At 42.2% G+C, this 20,690-nt stretch carries 18 protein-coding genes and 2 pseudogenes; 7 read left to right on the top strand and 13 right to left on the bottom strand.

Annotated elements, in window-relative coordinates; genetic code table 11:
• Positions 1 to 354: 354 nt before the first annotated feature.
• From K7R10_RS02405 to K7R10_RS02385, 5 genes are all read right to left on the bottom strand, one after another.
• Entirely contained in the window at positions 355 to 618 is a 264-nt protein-coding gene (locus K7R10_RS02405; protein ID WP_224483088.1) for a DUF6952 family protein, read from the bottom strand.
• A complete protein-coding gene (locus K7R10_RS02400; RefSeq protein WP_224483087.1) occupies positions 599 to 913 on the bottom strand; it encodes a thioredoxin family protein in 315 nt (104 codons plus the stop codon). The genes K7R10_RS02405 and K7R10_RS02400 overlap by 20 nt, the downstream gene beginning before the upstream one ends.
• A gap of 14 nt (positions 914 to 927) precedes the next feature.
• Positions 928 to 1,566 (bottom strand): peroxiredoxin, encoded by a 639-nt coding sequence (locus K7R10_RS02395; protein ID WP_224483086.1) that lies wholly within the window; start codon positions 1,564 to 1,566, stop codon positions 928 to 930.
• A 192-nt stretch (positions 1,567 to 1,758) separates the two neighbouring features.
• Positions 1,759 to 3,231 (bottom strand): Na+/H+ antiporter NhaC, encoded by a 1,473-nt coding sequence (gene nhaC, locus K7R10_RS02390; protein ID WP_224483085.1) that lies wholly within the window; start codon positions 3,229 to 3,231, stop codon positions 1,759 to 1,761.
• A gap of 510 nt (positions 3,232 to 3,741) precedes the next feature.
• Positions 3,742 to 4,959 (bottom strand): aminotransferase class I/II-fold pyridoxal phosphate-dependent enzyme, encoded by a 1,218-nt coding sequence (locus K7R10_RS02385; protein ID WP_224483084.1) that lies wholly within the window; start codon positions 4,957 to 4,959, stop codon positions 3,742 to 3,744.
• 157 nt (positions 4,960 to 5,116) lie between these two features.
• Here K7R10_RS02385 and K7R10_RS02380 point away from each other — a divergent pair, with 157 nt between their 5' ends.
• Positions 5,117 to 5,575, top strand: coding sequence for an Lrp/AsnC family transcriptional regulator (locus K7R10_RS02380; protein WP_224483083.1), 459 nt, complete (start codon positions 5,117 to 5,119; stop codon positions 5,573 to 5,575).
• A 176-nt stretch (positions 5,576 to 5,751) separates the two neighbouring features.
• Here K7R10_RS02380 and K7R10_RS02375 read toward each other — a convergent pair whose 3' ends face one another.
• Together K7R10_RS02375 and K7R10_RS02370 are read right to left on the bottom strand one after the other, a co-directional pair.
• Positions 5,752 to 6,615 carry a hypothetical protein gene (locus tag K7R10_RS02375; RefSeq protein ID WP_224483082.1) on the bottom strand — a complete coding sequence of 288 codons (864 nt, stop codon included), beginning with the start codon at positions 6,613 to 6,615 and terminating at the stop codon, positions 5,752 to 5,754.
• A gap of 2 nt (positions 6,616 to 6,617) precedes the next feature.
• A complete protein-coding gene (locus tag K7R10_RS02370; RefSeq protein WP_224483081.1) occupies positions 6,618 to 8,063 on the bottom strand; it encodes an MBOAT family O-acyltransferase in 1,446 nt (481 codons plus the stop codon).
• Positions 8,064 to 8,897: 834 nt separating this feature from the next.
• On the opposite strand from K7R10_RS02370, the gene lpdA reads away from it, so the two are divergent.
• Positions 8,898 to 10,304 carry a dihydrolipoyl dehydrogenase gene (gene lpdA, locus K7R10_RS02365; RefSeq protein ID WP_224483080.1) on the top strand — a complete coding sequence of 469 codons (1,407 nt, stop codon included), beginning with the start codon at positions 8,898 to 8,900 and terminating at the stop codon, positions 10,302 to 10,304.
• Positions 10,305 to 10,731: 427 nt separating this feature from the next.
• Positions 10,732 to 11,268, top strand: coding sequence for an NADPH-dependent FMN reductase (locus K7R10_RS02360; RefSeq protein ID WP_224483079.1), 537 nt, complete (start codon positions 10,732 to 10,734; stop codon positions 11,266 to 11,268).
• A gap of 54 nt (positions 11,269 to 11,322) precedes the next feature.
• On the opposite strand, the pseudogene K7R10_RS15315 reads toward K7R10_RS02360, so the two are convergent.
• Positions 11,323 to 11,529: pseudogene (locus K7R10_RS15315) on the bottom strand (four helix bundle protein); the annotation flags it as partial.
• 211 nt (positions 11,530 to 11,740) lie between these two features.
• Entirely contained in the window at positions 11,741 to 12,121 is a 381-nt protein-coding gene (locus tag K7R10_RS02350) for a four helix bundle protein (protein ID WP_224483078.1), read from the bottom strand.
• Positions 12,122 to 12,741: 620 nt separating this feature from the next.
• Here K7R10_RS02350 and K7R10_RS02345 point away from each other — a divergent pair.
• Together K7R10_RS02345 and K7R10_RS02340 are read left to right on the top strand one after the other, a co-directional pair.
• Positions 12,742 to 13,524: a polysaccharide biosynthesis/export family protein gene (locus K7R10_RS02345; RefSeq protein ID WP_224483077.1), complete on the top strand. Its 783-nt coding sequence runs from the start codon at positions 12,742 to 12,744 to the stop codon at positions 13,522 to 13,524.
• A gap of 12 nt (positions 13,525 to 13,536) precedes the next feature.
• Positions 13,537 to 15,921 (top strand): GumC family protein, encoded by a 2,385-nt coding sequence (locus tag K7R10_RS02340; protein WP_224483076.1) that lies wholly within the window; start codon positions 13,537 to 13,539, stop codon positions 15,919 to 15,921.
• A gap of 87 nt (positions 15,922 to 16,008) precedes the next feature.
• Here the strand turns inward: K7R10_RS02340 and K7R10_RS15250 are convergent, their stop codons facing one another.
• The 3 genes from K7R10_RS15250 to K7R10_RS02330 form a co-directional block, all read right to left on the bottom strand.
• Positions 16,009 to 16,146, bottom strand: a complete 138-nt coding sequence (locus K7R10_RS15250) for a hypothetical protein (protein WP_370631293.1) — start codon at positions 16,144 to 16,146, stop codon at positions 16,009 to 16,011.
• Positions 16,107 to 16,322 (bottom strand): four helix bundle protein, encoded by a 216-nt coding sequence (locus K7R10_RS02335; protein WP_255610442.1) that lies wholly within the window; start codon positions 16,320 to 16,322, stop codon positions 16,107 to 16,109. The genes K7R10_RS15250 and K7R10_RS02335 overlap by 40 nt, the downstream gene beginning before the upstream one ends.
• Before the next feature lie 80 nt (positions 16,323 to 16,402).
• On the bottom strand, positions 16,403 to 17,137 hold the full coding sequence (locus tag K7R10_RS02330; protein ID WP_224483109.1) for a tyrosine-protein phosphatase: 735 nt from the start codon (positions 17,135 to 17,137) through the stop codon (positions 16,403 to 16,405).
• A 118-nt stretch (positions 17,138 to 17,255) separates the two neighbouring features.
• Between K7R10_RS02330 and K7R10_RS02325 the strand changes: the two genes are divergently transcribed.
• Entirely contained in the window at positions 17,256 to 18,575 is a 1,320-nt protein-coding gene (locus tag K7R10_RS02325) for a capsule assembly Wzi family protein (RefSeq protein ID WP_224483075.1), read from the top strand.
• Positions 18,576 to 18,646: 71 nt separating this feature from the next.
• On the opposite strand, the pseudogene K7R10_RS02320 reads toward K7R10_RS02325, so the two are convergent.
• Positions 18,647 to 18,902: pseudogene (locus K7R10_RS02320) on the bottom strand (four helix bundle protein).
• A 333-nt stretch (positions 18,903 to 19,235) separates the two neighbouring features.
• On the opposite strand from K7R10_RS02320, the gene K7R10_RS02315 reads away from it, so the two are divergent.
• Positions 19,236 to 20,537: a nucleotide sugar dehydrogenase gene (locus tag K7R10_RS02315; RefSeq protein WP_224483074.1), complete on the top strand. Its 1,302-nt coding sequence runs from the start codon at positions 19,236 to 19,238 to the stop codon at positions 20,535 to 20,537.
• The last annotated feature ends 153 nt before the right edge of the window (positions 20,538 to 20,690 follow it).

The following is a 20,690-nucleotide window of genomic DNA, read 5'->3' as shown; positions in this document are numbered from 1 at the left end:
GTTATCCGGTGGTTTTGTATGGAAGGACACCAAAATACGTGTCATTCAGAGCTCCGAAGGGTCGGGATGAAGGATCTGCTAATATTTTTTGGAAAGACGGAAAACTGGAAAATTTGCCCATTTGCATTAAAATGGTTTTGAGTTCTCGGTTTTCAGTAATGTAGTAATGAGGTAATGAGTGATAAAGTAATAAAGTAATGATGTTGAATTTTTTATAATCCACAATCCACAATCTACCATCTACAATTTATAATTCACCATTCATAATCAACAATCAATAAAAAGAAAAACCCCCTTCGTAAAACGAAAGGGGTTGTTCTTTTCATAATAATTTTTCCCATCTGCGGGATGCACTCACTCTTTGTCGATAGAGCCCATCACCCGTTTCATGAAGGTATTCACCGCTTCTTTCTGGCTCATCCCTTCATTTTTGATCATTTTATTGACTTCCAGTGCGCCGTACATGTTCGATAGCAATTCTCCGATCACGTCCAGCTCTTCATCTTTCAGCGAGGGCACTTCTGTAATGCTCTCCAGGGTTTCAATAGCCTCGATCACAAAATCTTCATCGTTCTCGCTGATGAATGAAGACAGTTGTTTAATTACCGACAGTTTCATCAATAAATGATTTTAGTACATCGGTTTTATTCGTCTGTACCTGGTTGACCACTTCTCCGCCTTTAAAGGCAGCGAAGGTGGGCAGATTGTCTACCTTGGCCATTTTTCGCGATTCAGGAAATTTTTCTGCATCCACGATTGCGAAGACCGCGTTCTCATGTTCTGTCGAGAACTTCTTGAACTTGGGCTTCATGATCCGGCAGTTGCCGCACCAGCCGGCAGAGTACTGTACGAAAACCGTATCGTTCTCTGCCACCAGCTCAGACAAATTATCTTTTTCTAATTCAATAAGCATTTTTTTCTGTTTTTTTAGTTTGAGCTCAGGTACTCAGCAACACCGGTACGGTCAGCGGTCATCGCTTCCTTCCCTTCTTCCCAGTTTGCCGGACAAACCTCACCTTTTTCCTGTACGTGGGTGTAGGCGTCGATCAGTCTCAGAAACTCGTTTACGTTTCTTCCTAGAGGCATGTGGTTCACACCTTCATGGAATACAGTACCTTCCTCATCGATCAGATAAGTAGCCCTGTAGGTTACATTATCACCCTCATAAACATAAGAATCGGTTTCTTCGTTGTAAGTTTCAGAAGAAAGGTCAAGGATTCTCAGCATGTTGGCCAGGTTGCGGTTGCTGTCGGCCAGCAGCGGATAGGTAACTCCTTCGATTCCTCCCTGATCTTTTGGGGTGTTCAACCAGGCGAAGTGTACTTCGGGAGTATCACAAGATGCTCCGATCACCATCACGTTACGCTTTTCAAACTCTTCAAGCGCAGCCTGGAAGGCATGTAACTCTGTAGGACAAACAAAAGTGAAGTCTTTAGGATACCAGAACAGAAGTACTTTCTTGTTGTTCTTTTTTGCTTCTTCAAGCACGTTGATCTTGAAAGTGTCTCCCATTTCGTTCATCGCATCCACAGCAATGTTTGGAAATTTTTTACCTACTAAAGCCATATAAATTTTGTTTAATTAAAAATGTTTCTGTTAAAATTCAGTGCGAAGATACATCCGTAAAGGGGGTATTATGACTATTCCGAATCGCATTAAACTATGCGTTTATAAGACCTGCTAATAGACATAAAAATAAGGTCTGAAAATTGCCGGATCATCAAAATTAAAGCGGTAGGAATGTGAGATTCCTAACGATCAGGCTACTTTGCTGTGAGTCTTCTTTTCGGCGAGTTGCTTTATTTTGATATTGAATGCGGCATAGGTAAGTGTCATAAACGGACTCAAATAATTAAAGAAGGCATACCCGGCATAATGAAGGGTGTCAACTCCCAGCACACCCGCCTGGTAGGCACCACAGGTATTCCAGGGAACCAATACCGAAGTCACGGTTCCTGAATCTTCCAGGGTACGGCTCAGGTTCTCAGGTGCGAGCCCCTTGTCTTTGTAAGCCTGAGCATACATTTTTCCGGGTACCACGATAGCGAGATACTGATCTGAAGCGGTTACATTCAGTGCCAGACAGCTGGCTACGGTGCTTGCGAAAAGGCCGAATACCGAATCGAAGGCTTTCAGAAGCGCCCCGCTTATGCGGCTTAAAGCTCCTATCGCATCCATGATGCCACCGAATACCATGGCACAAAGTATGAGCCAGATGGTGCCCAGCATTCCGTACATCCCCCCGGCAGAAAAGAGGTCATTCAGCTTTTCATTGGTCGTGGCCACAGAAGTGTCGACGGTAATGGCATTCATTACGCCCACATAGGCACTTTCGAAGGTCAGGGTTTCTGCTCCGGCTATGGTGGCCACCACTTCGGGTTGAAAGATCACCGCGAAGATCCCTCCCAACAGTGTACCAATCAAAAGAGCCAGAAGGGGAGGGGCTTTGCGAACGATCATAAAAATAACCAGTACGGGAACCAGGAATAACCATGGATTGATATTAAAAGCCTGATCGATCGATGCCAGCAGGGCTGAAGTGTCGGGATTCGCGGCCGTATCAAGGTTCAGACCGATGACTGTAAAGATGATCAGGGTGATGATAACGGTGGGTACCGTGGTCAGGGCCATATAGCGAATGTGGGTAAACAGGTCGGTTCCGGCCATGGCTGGCGCCAGGTTAGTGGTGTCGCTTAACGGAGACATCTTATCACCGAAATAGGCCCCGGAGATAACCGCACCGGCTGTCATTCCGGCCGAAATTCCAAGTGCGTCGCCAATTCCTACCAGGGCAATACCCACGGTGGCCGAAGTCGTCCAGCTGCTTCCGGTGGCGATCGATATAATTGCACAGATGATAACCGACGCTGCCAGAAAGAACGTCGGGTTTAATATCTGAAGTCCGTAATAGATCATGGCAGGTATGATCCCGCTGATCAGCCAGGTTCCTGCCAGTGCCCCTACAAAAAGCAAGATGAGAATGGCTCCTGATGTTGATTTGATATTATTGGCCACCTCATCGATCATGGCTTCGTAAGATACTTTGTTATAAAATCCGACGATGGCCGCCACGGCGCCTCCCATCAAAAGAATGAACTGGTTGGAACCGGCCAGGGCATTATCACCATAAACAAAAACATTGTAGGCCAGCAATCCTATTAAAATAAAAACAGGAAGCAGTGCTTCCCACAGACTTAATTCTTTATTCTTTTTGATGGTTTCTTCCGACATGCAATTCAAGATTTAGGTAAGCTATTTTTTAACTCGACGTAATGTTACGATTTTACGTGGTTTTATGCAAGGGATAGAAAAGTGAGATGGTGAGATGGTAAGGTGGTGAAGTAGTGAGGTAGTGAGGTAGTGAGGTGGTGAAATGGTAGGAGATGGAGAAGTAATGAAGTAATGAAGTAATGAGGTAATGGAGTAATGCGGTAATGGAGTTTATATTTTTACAATCCACAATCTACAATCTACAATTACTGGAAGTCGTGATACCGATATGCCGATATGCCGTTATACCGTTATACCGTTTATGAAGTTTATAAAGTTGATGAGGTTACGTTACATAATTTACCATTTAAAATTTATCATTCGCTTGGCGGTTATTCGGGGAATTAAGCGATAAATTACAACTTCACAACTTCATAATTAATCATTAACAATTAATCATTAAACATTAAAAAGCCTACCATTGGCATATATCCTCAGGCAGGCTTTTTGAAAATTATTAATTGATAAGGTTTAGGCGGTCTGCTCTGCTTTCAGGATATCCAGCTCAGCCATACATTTTTTCATTTCCCGGTAGGTACGTTCGATGTCATTGTCGAGCCCTATGGAGAAACGAATGAGTCCGTCGCTGAGTCCCATTTCCTGTTGTTCTTCTTCAGGAATTTCAGAAGAAGTGGATGTGCCGGGAGCGCTGAACAGGGTCTTGTAGAATCCGAGGCTCACCGCGAGGTAGCCCAGGTTGCGGTTCTGCATCAGCTCCATCAGCTCATTGGCTTTTTCGAGAGAGCCTACATCGAGGGTCATCATACCTCCGAAGCCGTATTCCCGGTTCATGAGTTTTTTCATCACCGAATGCCCCGGGTGACTTTCCAGTCCGGGGTAGACCACCCTGAGTCCGTCTTTTTCGAATTGCTCAGCCAGGTAGGCGGCATTCTCACTGTGTTTTTTAATACGAATATGCAGGGTTCTGAGGTTCTTCAGGATCGAAGCTGCGCGTAAACTGTCCATGGTGCTCCCCAGCAACATTCCTGCTCCGTCGTTGACGTCTTTGAGGCTGAGGCAGAAATCGGTGGTACCGCATACAACGCCACCCACACAGTCACTGGAACCGTTGATGAATTTCGTAAGACTGTGAATGACAATATCAGCACCCAGTTTCGCCGGACTGATACTTAAAGGTGAGAAGGTGTTGTCTACTACCAAAGGAATATGGTGTTTTTTAGCCAAAGCTGACAAGGCTTTTATATCTGCGATCTCCAGCAGCGGGTTACTGATGGCCTCACAATAGATCATTTTTGTCTTAGGGGTGATCGCAGCTTCGACCGCTTCCAGGTCGGTGATATTCAGAAAGGTGGTGTCGATTTTGAATTTAGGAAGGAAGTTTTTCATAAAGGCATAGGTGCCCCCGTAGATCGTACGGCTGGTCACTATATGATCTCCTGCGTCACAAAGCTGCATGATCACCGCCGTGATGGCTCCCATTCCGCTGGCCGTTACATTGGCGCTCTCGGTACCTTCCATGGCTGCCAGGGCTTCTCCGAGATACAGGTTCGAAGGAGATGAATGACGTGAATACAGGTAACATCCCTCGGTATTCCCTTCAAAGGTGTCGAACATGGTCTTGGCCGAAAGAAAGGTATAGGTTGATGAGTCTGAGATAGAAGGATTCACGCCTCCGAACTCTCCGAAGTACTGAAGGTCCTGAATATGATTTGCCGGATCGAATTTCATGATAGTTGTTTTTGTGTTTCTACAAATTTTCAAAATACTTGATGAATAATCAATTATAAATCTTATTCATGGTATTTTTAACTGGAAAAATAATGTTACATGGATTTAAATTCTATTTTTGTTTGTTTGAAAGGACCAAAGCCGAAAAATTTTCACGATGAAACTGGATGATACAGACAAGCAGTTGCTGACTCTCTTGCAGAAGGATGCCAAGAGTACCACTAAAAAACTGGCGCATCAGCTAAAACTTTCAAATACGGCAGTTTACGAACGCATTCGTAAGCTGGAAAGAAACGGGGTGATCGAAGGCTATACGGCACAGGTAGACCGGGAAAAGATCGGGCGATCCTTTGTGGCTTTCTGCCATGTGAAGCTTATTCAGCACTCCAAGGAATATGTACAAACCTTTGAAAAGGAAGTGGTCAGACTGCCTGAGGTGCAGGAATGCTACCATACCAGTGGGGATTATGATTACCTGTTGAAGATCTTTGTGGAAAACATGGAGGCCTACCGGAACTTTATGATCACCAAACTTACCGGGCTCAAATATATAGGCAGTACCCACAGCGTGTTTATGATCGGGGAGGTGAAGAACAGCAGCGTGATTGAGGTGTGATGGTTATGTAGTTAAACGGTTATACAGTTATGCGGGGATATGGTTAATCTTGGAATTTTATCTATTCGCCAATTCTCGAAACCCGGTTTCACGGTTTTCAGTAATGAGGTAATGAGGTTTATGAAGTGGATATTTTTTACAATCTACAATCATCACAGATCGAAAGGAATTTGAAGTCAAAGCGCCATCACTTCTTTGATCTTACGCGTAAATTTTCTGGCACCGGTCTCGTTTAAGTGAGAATTTCCGATCCAATCGGTTGTGGGATCTTGTCCGAAATTAAAATCGATAGAATTGAAATTGAATAATTTGACAAGATTGCCATTATCAAGCCTGATCTCATGAGGGCCAACGGGGGTATCATTTCTTTTGCCTTTTACCGCGGGCATTTCCAGCAGTACAAGTTCGATATCGTTCACTACACACAGCGAATCAATTTTTTGTATCCATGGAGAACTTTTAAAGTTTTTAAAAGGAAGTTTTTTAGGTACTTCCGGTAAGTTGGTTTTATCCGAGATGGTTTTGGCCAGTCTCAGCTGACCTTGAACCAATTCAGCGTTTCGGTGCTCGCTGCTGATCACCTTTTTGATCATTTCGATAAACATCCACCTAAACTTGATCAGGGGCAAGTCCTGAAAGGTATACTGATAATCATCCGTGGTAAATTCCACTATGGGGTGAACGACATCACTTTTAAAATCATGTCTGAATCCATCAAGAGCAAGAATAACCTTTTCAGGCCTCGTATCGTAGCTTCTGATATATTCCTTCAACTGAATAAAATTAGTTCTCACAGAAGTGCCACCTATAGCCATGTTATAGGCCTTATTTTTATCTGAAGAAAGCAGTTCGGCATCGATGCCATCCAGGGCGTAAGAGTTCCCCAGAATCAGATAATCGTATTCAGGAGAATCAAGATTCAGAGATTGCAGTCTTTTTTTAAAATTCCAGTCTACCCTGCTTACCGCAAAAAGGAATACTAAATTCACGACGGCAAAACCGATTAAAAACCATATGATATCTGTTAAATACTTTTTCATTTCTAAAATTGAAAGTATATAAAATCGGCCTGATTTCCTTCAAATAAAAAGCAGAGTGTAAATACAACCAGATTAAGAGCCCAGCTCAGTTTACGTTTCGAGGGGTTGATCTGAAGTCCGTGTTCTTTATCTCGTTGTAACCATTCTACTGATAGCATCATGACGATAAACACAAAAAGAAACAGCATCTGATAATTATCGGCAAAAAAATCAATTTGATTCTGCCCTGTACCAATTAGAATTCCTTCGAGGTAGCTGAAAGCATGAGTTAGGTTTTCAGCCCGAAAAAATATCCAGGCTAGGACCGTAAGCCAAAAGGTAATCAAAATCCCGATTATTTCCCCTGGTTTAGGGAAAATTCTTCCCTCTGCGACCACCCCGATGTTATTTCGATTCAGATTGGTCAGCATGAGAGGTAAAAAGTACAAGGCATTTAAAAATCCCCAAAAAATAAATGTCCAGTTAGCACCGTGCCAAAAACCGCTAACTATAAATATAATAAAAACGTTTCTGATGTTTCTCCACTTACCACCCCGACTTCCACCAAGAGGGATATACAGGTAATCCCGAAACCAGGTGGAAAGCGAAATATGCCATCTTCTCCAGAATTCGGCGATATCTCTGGAAAAATAGGGATACGCAAAATTCCGCATCAGGTCAAATCCGAATAGTCTTGCAGTTCCGATGGCTATATCTGAATATCCTGAAAAATCTCCATAGATCTGGAATGTAAAGAATAAAGCTCCCATAATCAGTGATAAGGGGTTGTATTCTGCCGAATTTTGGAAAATCATGTTGGCATATTCAGCACAATTGTCCGCAATGACCATTTTCTTAAACAAGCCCCAGATGATTTGTTGAGATCCATCTACGGCCAGTTTGTAATTGAAATGTCGTTTTCGGTAAAATTGAGGAAGCAGGTGAAGAGCTCTTTCAATCGGACCGGCTACCAACTGGGGGAAAAAACTAACAAAAGCACTAAATGCGATAAAATCATGTGTAGGTTGTAACTTCTTTCTATAAACGTCTATGGTATAACTCAATGTTTGAAAAGTGTAAAAGCTAATCCCCACGGGAAGAATTATTGACAATGAACTGGCACGGATTTCTGATCCAAAAAGCGAAAAAGCCTGTATAAAATTTTCAAGAAAAAAGTTGTAATACTTAAAGAAACCTAAGATTCCAAGGTTGACAACTATACTGCTCCAGAGATAGATTTTTCTGTACGACGTTCTGTCCTCTTTCTCCAGTAATCTACCTATAGAATAATCTACAAAAGTGCTTAATATGATTAAAGAAAGAAATTTCCAGTCCCACCATCCATAAAACAGGTAACTGGCCAGGGTAATAAAAAAGTTCTGTAGTCTGAGCTTTCCCTGCAATACAAACCAGTAAATAATGAATACCACAGGTAAGAAAATCGCAAAATCAACAGAATTAAATAGCATAGGGAACGATTTCGTACCGGTAAATTATATCCTTCCCCAGGAACCATAAATATTAATCGGTAAAAGCAATTGTATGTCCGATTACCAATCTGATAATCAAGTTATTTGTGGTGTCGTTTAGCTGATTTTATTCATGTGAAAGAAAGAGGTGATTCAGGAGATGGGGGTATTAATAAGGTTATACCGTGAGCTCTTAGTGCTGTGTATCTGTGATTCGGGGTTATTGATCGTTTAATTTGATATTCTACCCTTCTCAATCGTTCCCCTCAATAATTAACATTAACAATTGTATATTGGTCGTTGGCACGTGATCTGTGAATTTATCGATTAACATTTACAATTTATCATTGTTATTCGCCCATTGGCTCATTTACAGGATTTGGTTCTCAGTTTTCGGTTCTCAGTTTTCGGTTCTCAGTTCAGAGCTATAAAGTAATGAAGTAATAAAGTAATGAGCTTGATGGGGTTTATATTTTTAAAATCCGCAATCTAAAATCACCATATGCTGTAAAGCCGCAAAATTGTGAAGTTGTAAAGCATTCTCATTTACCCATTCGCACATTTGCTTTAAATGGTTCGCGGTTTTGGGTTTTCAGTAAAATAGTATTAAAGTAATGGAGTAATGGAGTAATGGAGTAATGGAGTTAATGAGCTTGATGGGGTTTATATTTTTAAAATCCATAATCTAACATCTACAATTTATCATTTAACATTTATCATTAACCCCCTCCCGACTAACGACTAACGATTCACGATTCCCACTCTCTATTCCCCAAAACTCTAAAATTCCGTACTTTTGCTTTTCACGAATCTAAAACGTTCTAAAAAACATATATGAATTCATATGATGTAGCCGTGATCGGCTCCGGGCCCGGAGGATATGTTGCGGCGATACGATGTGCTCAACTGGGCATGAAAACAGCCATAATCGAAAAATATAACACCCTGGGAGGTACCTGCCTGAATGTAGGATGTATTCCTTCAAAAGCCCTTCTTGATTCTTCCCACCATTATGAAGATGCGATCAAGCATTTCGAAGAACACGGGATCGAAATTCCCGGGGAGGTAAAGGTCAATCTCGAAAAAATGATCGCCCGGAAGCGAGGTGTGGTTGAGCAGACCACCAAAGGGATCGATTACCTGATGGATAAGAACAAGATCGAGGTTTACCACGGGATAGGCAGCTTTGCCGATAAAACACACATCGACATCAAAAAGGAAGACGGGGAAACCGAGCAGATCGAAGCGAAAAATATCATTATAGCCACCGGTTCCAAGCCGGCCAGCCTGCCTTTTATCGACATCGATAAAGAGCGGATCATCACCTCTACCGAAGCCCTCGAGCTTAAGGAAATTCCCAAGCACCTGGTAATAATCGGAGGGGGTATCATAGGGCTCGAACTGGGACAGGTGTACCGCCGTCTCGGAGCAGAGGTTTCTGTAGTGGAGTATATGGACCGCATAATCCCTACTATGGATGCATCTCTTTCGAAAGAGCTCACCAAAGTATTCAAAAAAGCGGGTATCAAATTCTACACCAGCCATAAGGTGAAGGAAGTGACCCGTAAAAAGGACGAAGTGATCGTCAAGGCAGACGATAAAAAAGGCAATGAAGTCGAGTTCAAGGGAGACTATGTGCTGGTATCTGTAGGTCGCCGTCCGTATACCGATAAGCTCAATGCCGACGCTGCCGGGGTAAAGATTGATGACAAGGGAAGGGTAGAAGTGAACGATCACCTGCAGACAAGAGTCGACAATATCTATGCCATCGGAGATGTGGTTCGCGGTGCAATGCTTGCTCACAAGGCTGAAGAGGAAGGCGTGATGGTGGCTGAGATCCTCGCCGGACAAAAACCGCATATCGATTATAACCTGATCCCGGGCGTGGTGTATACCTGGCCGGAAGTGGCTTCTGTCGGAAAAACCGAAGAAGAGCTGAAGGATGCAGGCGTTAAATACAAAAGCGGACAATTCCCAATGCGAGCCCTCGGACGTTCACGTGCCAGCGGTGATACCGATGGTTTTGTGAAGATCCTGGCCGATGCTGAGACCGATGAGGTACTCGGCGTACACATGATCGGTGCACGTACGGCAGACCTGATTGCAGAAGCCGTAACCGCTATGGAATTCAGAGCCAGTGCCGAAGACATATCCAGGATGAGTCATTCGCATCCTACCTATGCAGAAGCCGTCAAGGAGGCAGCACTCGCCGCCACCGACGACCGTGCACTGCACGTATAACAGCAATAATTTGTGATTTCTACTTAGAAAAAGCCCAGCCGGATCATCGGTTGGGTTTTTTTGTTTCTTTCGGGAATGAAGTTATGGAGTTATGGGGTTATGGGGTTATGGGGTTATGGGGTTATGGAGTTATGGGGTTATGGAGTTATGGGGTTATGGAGTAATGAAGTAATGTGGTAATAATGTTGATGGAGTTTATGAAGTTGATGGAGTTTAGGAAGTTGATATTTTAAAATCCACAATCCACGATCCACAATCCACAATCCATCATCGTTATGGAGTAATGAAGTTATAGAAAACCATTTCAAAACTTCCCAACTCTAACCCCCGTACCTCCATAACCCCATACCTCCATACCTCAAAATCACGACTCATATTTGTAAAGGCGATTCCTTAATAGTATTTTTAAGATCAAACAAAAATGAATATGAAAACCATCCTTGCCTTTGCCGGAAGCAATTCTTCTGAATCCATTAATTTCAAACTTTTAAAATATACCGCTTCGCTCATAAAAGACTATCAGGTCGATGTGATGAACATGGCGAAAATGCCCTTTCCGATGTACAGTCTGGATGAAGAGAAGAACCAGGGTTATAAGAATTCTTTAGTGGAATTGCGAGATGATATACAGGCGGCCGACGGTGTCATTATTGCAGTGAACGAACATAACGGGAATATGTCTGCTTACTTTAAAAATCTGCTGGACTGGCTTTCCCGCCTTGAGCGCCAATTCATGGAAGATACAAAGGTTATGCTTATAAGCACTTCACCTGGTAAGGGAGGCGCTATGAATGCTTTGACCCGTGCCAAGGAAACCCTGCCAAGGTTTGGGGCGACCATCGTTTCAGACTTCAGTCTGCCATCGTTCAATCATAGTTTTGATACCGAATCTTCGAAGATCACTGATGATGAAAAGCAAAAGGAACTGGAAGAAGCGTTGGACAGGTTTCTGAATCAGATTTGACGGTACCTTAATTGTGGATTGTGAATTGTAGATTATGGATTACGAGTGTTCATTTTATTTTCCTGGGTGCTTTTGACGTATAGTTAGAATAATACTGCTTAACAGTTTATTCAACGATCGCCCTTCTTTTTTAAGGTCCCTATGTTCTTCGGCATTCATATAACCAGCTGCATAAAGAAGTTCGATCCAGTAAAGAGTCTCGTTACTTTCCTTCTGAGCGATAGCTAATTTATGGATGAAATCTGCTTTTGATTCAGCGTGTTCTGCCTCCTTAAACTATCTCCCCGAACGGTGTACATGATCGGAGTAATTGTTCGATTACTTTTATTTCTTCATGATTACTTAATATCTCTAGGTAACAGTCAATAATTGAAAGAGCAGGCTCAAAGCTATCTTCCTAGATAAAAATTTTTAAGATTTTTATCTAAAATCTACCATCTACCATCTACCATCCACAATCCACAATCCACAATCAATTAATGACTTTCCGTTCCGGCAACAGGTCATATTTGATGCTTCTTCTGAGGTTATAGATGCGCAACTTCAATTCGGTGAGTTCCTCGTCAATGATGGTTTGAGGAGTTTTCAGTCCGAGTTCGATCAGGATCATCAGCTGTTGCTCGAGCACATAGAGATACCCGCTTGAAATTTCCAGGTACCTTATGTATTGTTTCCTGTCGGTGGCCTGTTTGGCTCCTAAAGCGATATTGAAAGGAATTTCGGTAACGGCATCTTTAATCTTGCCGGTAAGTTCATATTGGTCAGGGGGAGGGAGAATGTCTGCCAGTTTGTAAACGGCAATGACTAAACGGATACTGAGCTTCCAGATATCCAGATCTTTGTGATTAGTCATAATGTATTGGTTAATAGGTTATTCTATTAAATATAGAATATAATCTACGTCTTTAACAACTTATTTAGAAAATAATCGATGAAATGCACTTAATTTAAAATTTGATGATTAATTTCAACTACCTGACTACCAATATACCCGTATGACTGTAAAACTGTAAAGTCGTTAATGGTGAGTCGTGAATTATTAGTTCGGAATAGATATAATCGTGAATTATGAAAACGAGTCATTTCGAACCCTTCAAGGGTGAGAAAACTGCCAGCCGTTCGAAGACTGCAGTCCCCAATGCGGACGTATCCTTCTCCTTCCGTTCGGGGCTTAGGGATTATGGATGGTACTATTGAGCACCCAAAAACGAAAACAGAGAACCTTTTATAGCGAATAGCAAATGAGTTAATCGGCGAATGGGATTACGATTAATTACCCTTTTTTACTATTTCTTAGTATAAATGTAAAACGGCTTAAAGGTAGATCGGCATAACAACTTAACGGCATCAATCTATACCCGCATAAACACAAAACTCCAAAACCCCATAACCCGAATAATTAATTAACACCCATGAATAAATAAATTATCATAGCTAAGACCGTTTCATTATATTTGACGCAAATTATTTTCTATGAACATACGCCCCGGGTTTATAGCCGGCTTACTTGTTGCCTTTTTCCTGCTTTTTGTGGGCTCATGCGCCTCTAAAAAAGACATCATTTATTTCCAGGATATTAATACAGTCATGGAGAATGTACCCGATTACAGCTACACGGCCGTAATTCAAAAGAACGATCTCTTACAGATCACCGTTTCCTCATATGATCTTAAAACTGTTCAACCGTTTAATTTACCCGTTACCGCAGCACCTAATCTGAACGGCAATGTCAAGGGTCAAATTCAGCTTCAGTCATACTTGGTTGATAGTGATGGGAATATTCAGTTTCCCGTTCTCGGTACCATTCACGTAGCTGGCATGAGCCGTCAGGAACTCGTTAAAGAACTGGAAAAACAGGTCTCCGAATACGTAGTAGATCCAATCATCAATTTGCGAATTCTTAATTATAAGGTGACGGTGATTGGAGAAGTAATGCGACCAGGTACATATTCTATTCAGGATGAGCGTATAACACTCATAGAGGCACTGGGAATGGCTGGAGATTTGACGATCTATGGCAAAAGAGAAAAGGTATTGGTATTAAGAGAAAATAATGGAGTAAAAACCCACGGCATGGTCGATATGACCAGTACTGATTTTATCGATTCTCCCTTTTATTATTTACAACAGAACGATGTTGTATACGTTCAGCCAAATAATGCACAAGTCCAGGCATCATCATATAATAGAAATATTCCCATATTCGTATCGATTTCATCGGTTCTTGTTTCATTAATTATTTTAATCACCCGTTAATCATTTAAGACAATGCAAGAGAAGGTTTTTATGGAAGATTATTATGGGGAAGAAATAAATTTGAGGGAGCTTTTTCAAAAGTATTTACGTAACTGGAAATGGTTTTTGATCGGTGTGATCTTATGTGTGGCAGCTTCGGTTATTTATCTTGAATTTACCATTCCAACTTATATGACCGAGGCGAGTATTCTTATTAAGGATGATAAAAATGGAGGAGCTGTATCTGAGCTATCCGCTCTTCAAGACCTAGGTGTTCTGAACTCTTTTGGAGGGAATAGTGTAGACAATGAGTTAGAGATTTTGCGCTCTAGACGTTTGTTCAAAAAAGTTGTGTCTGAACTTGGGATAAATGTAAGTTATTACCGGGATAATAATTTTAGACTAAAAGAGGTTTACAGTACCATGCCTTTTTTTGTGAAAATACTCACTTATAATCAGTTAGCGGAAATGCCGGAAGAACCTCTTTCATTTTCTCTTATAGATAATGAAAATATAAGAATCGAAAGTGGCGATCGAGTAGAACACTATAAGATGGGCAGTACTATCACATTGCCATTTGGAGAAATCGTAGTGATTCCAAATCTGGAAATTAATCGCCAATTACTGGAAAATCCGAAAGCAGAGTATCAATTATTCTTTTATCAGATTGATGATGTGGCGACAAATCTTTTAGAGAATGGGATTCAGGTAAGTCTTTCAAGTAGGAACAGTACAGTAATAAATTTAGCTCTGGAGTATCCAGTCAAACAAAAGGCACAGGACATTCTCGATGAACTGGTGAATCAGTATAATAAAGATGCGATCAAAGACAACAATATGATTGCAAAGAACACGGCTGAATTCATAGACGACCGTTTACGAATTATAGCCGAAGAGTTGGACTCGGTAGAGACTGATAAGGTGGAATTCAAGTCTAACAACAAGATCACAGACATCACCTCTGAAGCACAATTATTCCTCGAAAACGCGAACGAAGTGAGCAAACGTAATCTGGAAATGGCGACCCAGTTGGAAGTGATCAATACCATGATCGACTACCTTAAGCAGGGTGATAATTCGAAATTACTACCTGCTAATCTGGGGCCAGAAAGTGAAGGACTGGCTGCGTTGATCAGCACCTACAATACTCTGGTGATCGAAAGGGGGCACCTAAGGGAGAATAGCACCGAGAAAAATCCTGTGGTCAGAAATATTGATTCCCAGATTTCGCAATTACGACAAACAGTTCTAAAAAGTTTCGAGACTCAAAGGACAGCTTTGGAAATTGCTTTGCAAGATATGCGTAATCGTGAATTGCAAATGGATAATCGTATTGCCGGGGTACCTGACAAAGAAAAAGAGTTCAGAGGAATAGAAAGACAGCAAAACATCAAAGAGGCTCTTTATCTCTTCCTTCTTCAGAAAAGGGAGGAGGCTTCTATTTCCATGGCTATTACAGCTCCTAAAGCTAAGATCGTTGATTATGCTAACAGTTCAAAAGATCCTGTTGCACCCAAAACGAATTATGTTTTGGCAGGAGGATTAATTATGGGGTTGTTGATCCCTTTTCTCATTCTTTTTATGAAAGACCTACTTAATAATAAGGTACAAACTCGTAAAGATATCGAGAAAAATCTTCCAGGACTTCCCATTGTAGGCGAACTGCCTCATCTGGAGGAAAAAGAGAGAAGTTTGATTAGTCCATATGATCGCTCTATTTTTGCAGAAGCCTTCCGGATCATGCGCACCAATTTACAGTATTTGTATCTGGAGCATCAGAAGGGTATGGCAAAAACAATCCTTGTTACCTCTTCCACAAAAGGTGAAGGAAAATCACTTACCGCTTCTAACCTAGCCATTTCCTTGACAGGGACTGGCAAGAAGGTAGTAATTGTAGGTGCCGACCTTCGTAATCCGCAGTTATCCCGATACTTTGAGCATGACCGTAATCAGACCGGACTTTCCAATTATTTGTATCAAGAGGGGTTGTCGGTGGCTGATATAACAATCTCAACTCCCGATAACAGTAGTCTGGATCTCATTACTTCAGGAAGAATTCCTCCTAATCCGGCAGAGTTGTTACTTAGTAAAAGGGCGGATACGCTTTTTTCAATCTTGAAGAAGCAATACGATTATATTATTTTAGATACCGCGCCTTTATTGCTGGTAACCGATACTTTTCTTATAAGTAAATACGCTGATGTGATTTTATATATTATAAGATCAGGTTATTCAGAGCTTCGATTTACTGATTTTATTCAAGATGCCATAAAAGCAAAAAAACTAAATAAGGTTGCACTTGTATTGAATGACCTGAATATGGCCGATTTCGGTTACGGTAATAAATATGGCTATGGTTATTCGGAGGAGGAAAAGCCTGGTTTTGTGGAGAAGTTGAAGCGGAGGCTTTCAGCTTAAATGGGATTATAGATTGTAGATGTTAGATTGTAAATCGGTGGATTGCTTTTATTATCCCGTGATTGTAAACCTACTTATTCTTGGTAGTCAGTAATATTTTACTGAAAACATCATGAGATTAAACGATAATGCCTTGTGATTGTTATATTCAGATTTATCAAGGCAACTTGTATGATTTAACAATTCTATCCAATAGCGGGTTGCATTACACTCTTTCTGTGCGATCGCTGATTTATGTATGAAATCTGCCTTAGATTCAGCGTGTATAATGCACCTACCGAAGTTCCCGATCTAAGCAATTGTTTACTGATCGTAATGTCCCTGTGATTCTTTTGAATATTTCTGGTAGTTTCAATGACTGCAATAGCAAATTGAAATGATAAGTCCTTGACAGGATTCATTATGTGATTTGTAGTAAAAAATAAACATTATTATAAAATATTTACTATATGATCTACAATCTAACATTTACAATCTATAATCATCCAAAAATCTCGTTGGTCCTCTGCAAAACCACCTCCAACGGCTTCACCAGTTTCTTAGAGATCTTCGCATTCCAGATCTTTTCCAGGTGTTCAGGCCGGTGCGCATCGGTGCCTATATAATCGATATAGCCTTTGGTAAGCAGCATCTCTGATTTCTGCTGAATATTTCTTCCGTAGTGGCCGGTAACCGACAGCATATTGAGCTGTAAGAGAACGCCTCTTGATTTGAGTTCCCGGTATTCCTTTTCTGAAGATATATAGTTGTACCGCTCCGGATGTGCCAGTACAGGCAGATACCCTTTATTCTGCATGTCAAAGATGAGTTTGTTCAGATTCAGAGGCCTCATCAGAAAACCGGTTTCGAACAAAACGATAGAATCTGTAAGGGGAGCCAGTAAATCATTCTGCAGCAGGGTTTCGAATTGTTTATCGGCCAGGTGCTCAGCCGCGGCAAAAAGCTCGATCTCCGGAAAAGTTTGTTGAGCTTTAGGTTTGAATACTTCCAGTTCCTTGTCGATCTTTTGTTTATTCAACCGGTACTGGTCTTCCATGATGTGAGGGGTACAGATGATCTTTTTATATCCCAGTTTCTCATACCATTGTAACATTTCAAAGGAAACCTCGATGTTGGCAGCCCCGTCATCAATATCGGGTAATAAATGACAATGAATGTCTACCTGACTATGCAACAGCGATTTAAGTGAAACCTTACTTGAAAAGAGGGAAATCATCACGTTAATTGGGAAATATTTTACCTTAGTTCCCGTTAAAAGTACGCATTCCACAGGGATTATTTCCCAAAGGAATGCTAAGAAGACCCCAGATCAAAACTCAAAACCGACTGAACTTATGTGCTACAGACTGAAGCGCCTGCTATTTGCGTTGTCTTTTCCCTTGATCTCTCATGCCCAGCAAACCCTGTATTCCGGACAGCTGGAAGGCATGGCTTATTTCGGAACCGATGCGGAATTACCCTTTTGGATGGCTTCCAATAACTTTGGCAGGGTAGAGGAGGAGTCGACCGTATATGGAATGGCCGGTTTTGCTGCCAGGCGGGAATTTTCACGCTGGGGTTTCCTTGAAGCCGGGATCGGGATCACAGCCACCGATGCCGGCGATCCGGCCTTTCGGGCAGACCACTGGTACCTCACCTACGAGAATTACTGGTTTGGGATCGATGCCGGGAAAAAACAGCCTGAACCGGAATATGGTGGACTCGCAGCAGCAGACCCTTCTTGGCTTCGGTCGAACAATGCCAGGCCTATGCCCGGAGCGCGTATTTACACCGCCAGGCCCTTGTTCCTGGACCGGAAGGAAAGCTTCGCTTTCGAAGCGGAATGGGGTGAATATGTTATGGACGATGACCGTGCAGTGGATAAGGCCAGAGTTCACCATAAGCAGCTGAGATTTCATTACCAGGCTACTGCTCAAAGTAAATTCGTTATAGGCTTCGAACATTTTACTCAATACGATGGTCGCTGGCCGGTGACCACCGAGTGGCTTGACGGGCTGGCAGACTATGCAACCATAGTGGCAGGAGCCCGGGAACGGGATCAGTCGAAGAATACCCCTGAGATTGGGGGAGACTGGAACCAGCTTGCCATGTATTCCCTCAGGTACCAGTGGTTCTGGCCCAAAACCCGGGTCGAGTTCTTTTGGGATCATATGTTCGAAGACGGTTCCGGTATGCGGTTATCGAACTTTCCCGACGGGCGGTATGGAGTTTTTATAAAGAGAACAGATGATGAGGTACTGTGGGACTCGTTCATCTATGAATTCTATTACACCAAAAACCAAAGTGACGGGAACGATAATTATTTCAATCACGGCGTATTTTCCTCCGGGTGGACCTATCACAAGCGGATGATCGGCTCTCCCTTTTTCCTGCCTGCGGAAGATGGCAGTGGTATCGCTGTAAATGAATTGCTGGTACATCACTTTGGCCTTGGAGGTGATCTCTGGAAACTGCGCTACAAGGCATTGCTCAGCTACCGGAAAAACTACGGTACGCCGACCGTAGCCTATTCAGGAGAACGCGAAGTCCTATCCGGCGGACTTGACATCACCTGGCAGAACAAAGTGCTACCCGTACGCCTTTTCATCGGTGCCGACTGGGGTGACGAGAACAAGAATGCGGCGGTGGGAATAGGTTTTACGAAATTGTTTTAGAAAACGTTTTTTCGAAAAGCTTTTCCACTTTTGAAGCACTGATAATTATTAAGGTTTAATGTTTAAGGGATTTAATTTTTACGCTTAGCAGAAAGAATAATACTGGTTGTCAATTTCATTAGTTCTTCGGCTTGCTTGATATGCTGTTTTAACTTTTCAGCCTTATTATATCCTGATTGTAATAAGAGTTCCAGCCAATAGATAGTTTCGGCACATTCCTTTTGCGTTATTGCTACTTTGAATAAAGTCCTTTTTGGATTCAGCGAACTGAGCTTCCCGATAATTTGCCCCAATAGCTGTAGTAGCTTTTAGCAATTGTTTACTCAAAACATATTCCTAGTCTTCAGTTATTAAGGATTGATAACATTTAATGAAATCAAGTGAAAATTGAAAACTTTTGCTTTTTAGAACATTCATGTTTTTTATTTAACACTAAAATAGACTATTTTCTATGTATTATTTACTTTTTTCTTAACCCTTAACCCTTAACCCTTAACCCTTAACCCTTAACCCTTAACCCTTAACCCTTAACCCTTAACCCTTAACCCTTAACCCTTAACCCTTAACCCTTAACCCTTAACCCTTAACCACTAACCCTTAACCACTAACCATAAAATCCTTATCCAAATATTATATCTTTGATCTAAATTCAATGCATACATGCAAACTACTTCGAATGATTTTCATCCGGTCATAGCTGTAATAGGCCTGGGTTATGTCGGATTGCCTCTGGCTCGTTTATTCGCCACCAAATATCCGGTGGTGGGCTATGATATCGATATATCCCGCGTTTCAGAACTTAATCAGGGGCACGACCTTACCCTCGAGGTGGATGATACAGATCTGCAGTCCGTGCTGCAGCAAAATGCAGACTTCTCTGAACCCGGATTGTACTGTTCTTCTTCTCTTCAGGATATCGCCCGTTGCAATTTCTTTATCATTACCGTACCCACCCCGGTTGACAAACACAACCAACCGGTATTGCTCCCCTTATTAAAGGCCAGTGAAGCAGTTGGTAAGGTGTTGAAGCAGAGTGACATCGTCATTTACGAAAGCACCGTGAACCCCGGTGTCACAGAAGAAGAGTGCGTCCCGGTACTCGAAAAAGTAAGTGGTTTGTGCTTTAATGAAGACTTCTTCGTTGGCTACTCTCCGGAAAGGGTGAATCCCGGTGACAAGACTCGCAGCATTGCTACCATAAAAAAGGTCACCTCAGGCTCAACCCCTGAAGTAGCCCATAAAGTTGATGCCTTATACGCCAGCGTCATCACAGCAGGGACCCACCTGGCGCCCTCCATCAAGGTCGCTGAGGCCAGCAAGGTGATCGAGAACTCCCAACGGGATATCAATATCGCCTTTGTAAATGAGCTGGCCAAGATCTTTAACCTGCTGGATATCGATACGCAGGAGGTGTTGAAAGCCGCCGGTACCAAATGGAACTTCCTTCCTTTTCAACCCGGTTTAGTAGGGGGGCACTGTATTGGAGTCGATCCGTTTTACCTGGCAACCAAAGCTCAGGAAGTCGGGTACCATCCTGAGATCATTCTGGCCGGGCGTAGACTGAACGACAGCATGGGGTCTTATGTAGCCGGAGAAGTGGTCAGACATATGTTGCTGAAAGATATCAGGGTGAAAGAGGCTGAAATTCTCATTATGGGGATCACCTTTAAAGAGAACTGTCCGGATGTTCGAAATACCAGGGTGATCGATGTGATCGATAGCCTGAAGCAGTATCAAACGCGTATTCAGGTGTACGATCCCTGGGCAGATCCCTTAGAAGTGGAAAAGGAATATGGTCTTCAGATCGTTACCGAACTTCCTGAAAGACGCTTCGATGCGATCGTTCTGGCGGTGGCGCATGAGACCTTTCTGCAAGCAGATTTTTCAAAACTCAGGAAAGATCCTTCACTTTTGTATGATGTAAAGGGGATATTGGGTGAACAGGCTGATGAACGGCTTTGATTTGATAAGATGAAATCCGCCGGTACAGATCCCGGTACGGTACGGTATTTCAGTGCAGTTATTCTAACCCTACGAGTGTACCACCTTTATGTCGATTAAAAATAACCTTTAAAGAGTTTATAACAGGTAATTGCTTAATACTTTGTAATCTAG

Source organism: Robertkochia aurantiaca, assembly GCF_020166495.1.
GTDB classification, from domain to species: domain Bacteria; phylum Bacteroidota; class Bacteroidia; order Flavobacteriales; family Flavobacteriaceae; genus Robertkochia; species Robertkochia aurantiaca.
Note: the sequence above shows the minus strand (reverse complement) of the source record. Positions and strands in the feature narration are given on the sequence as shown.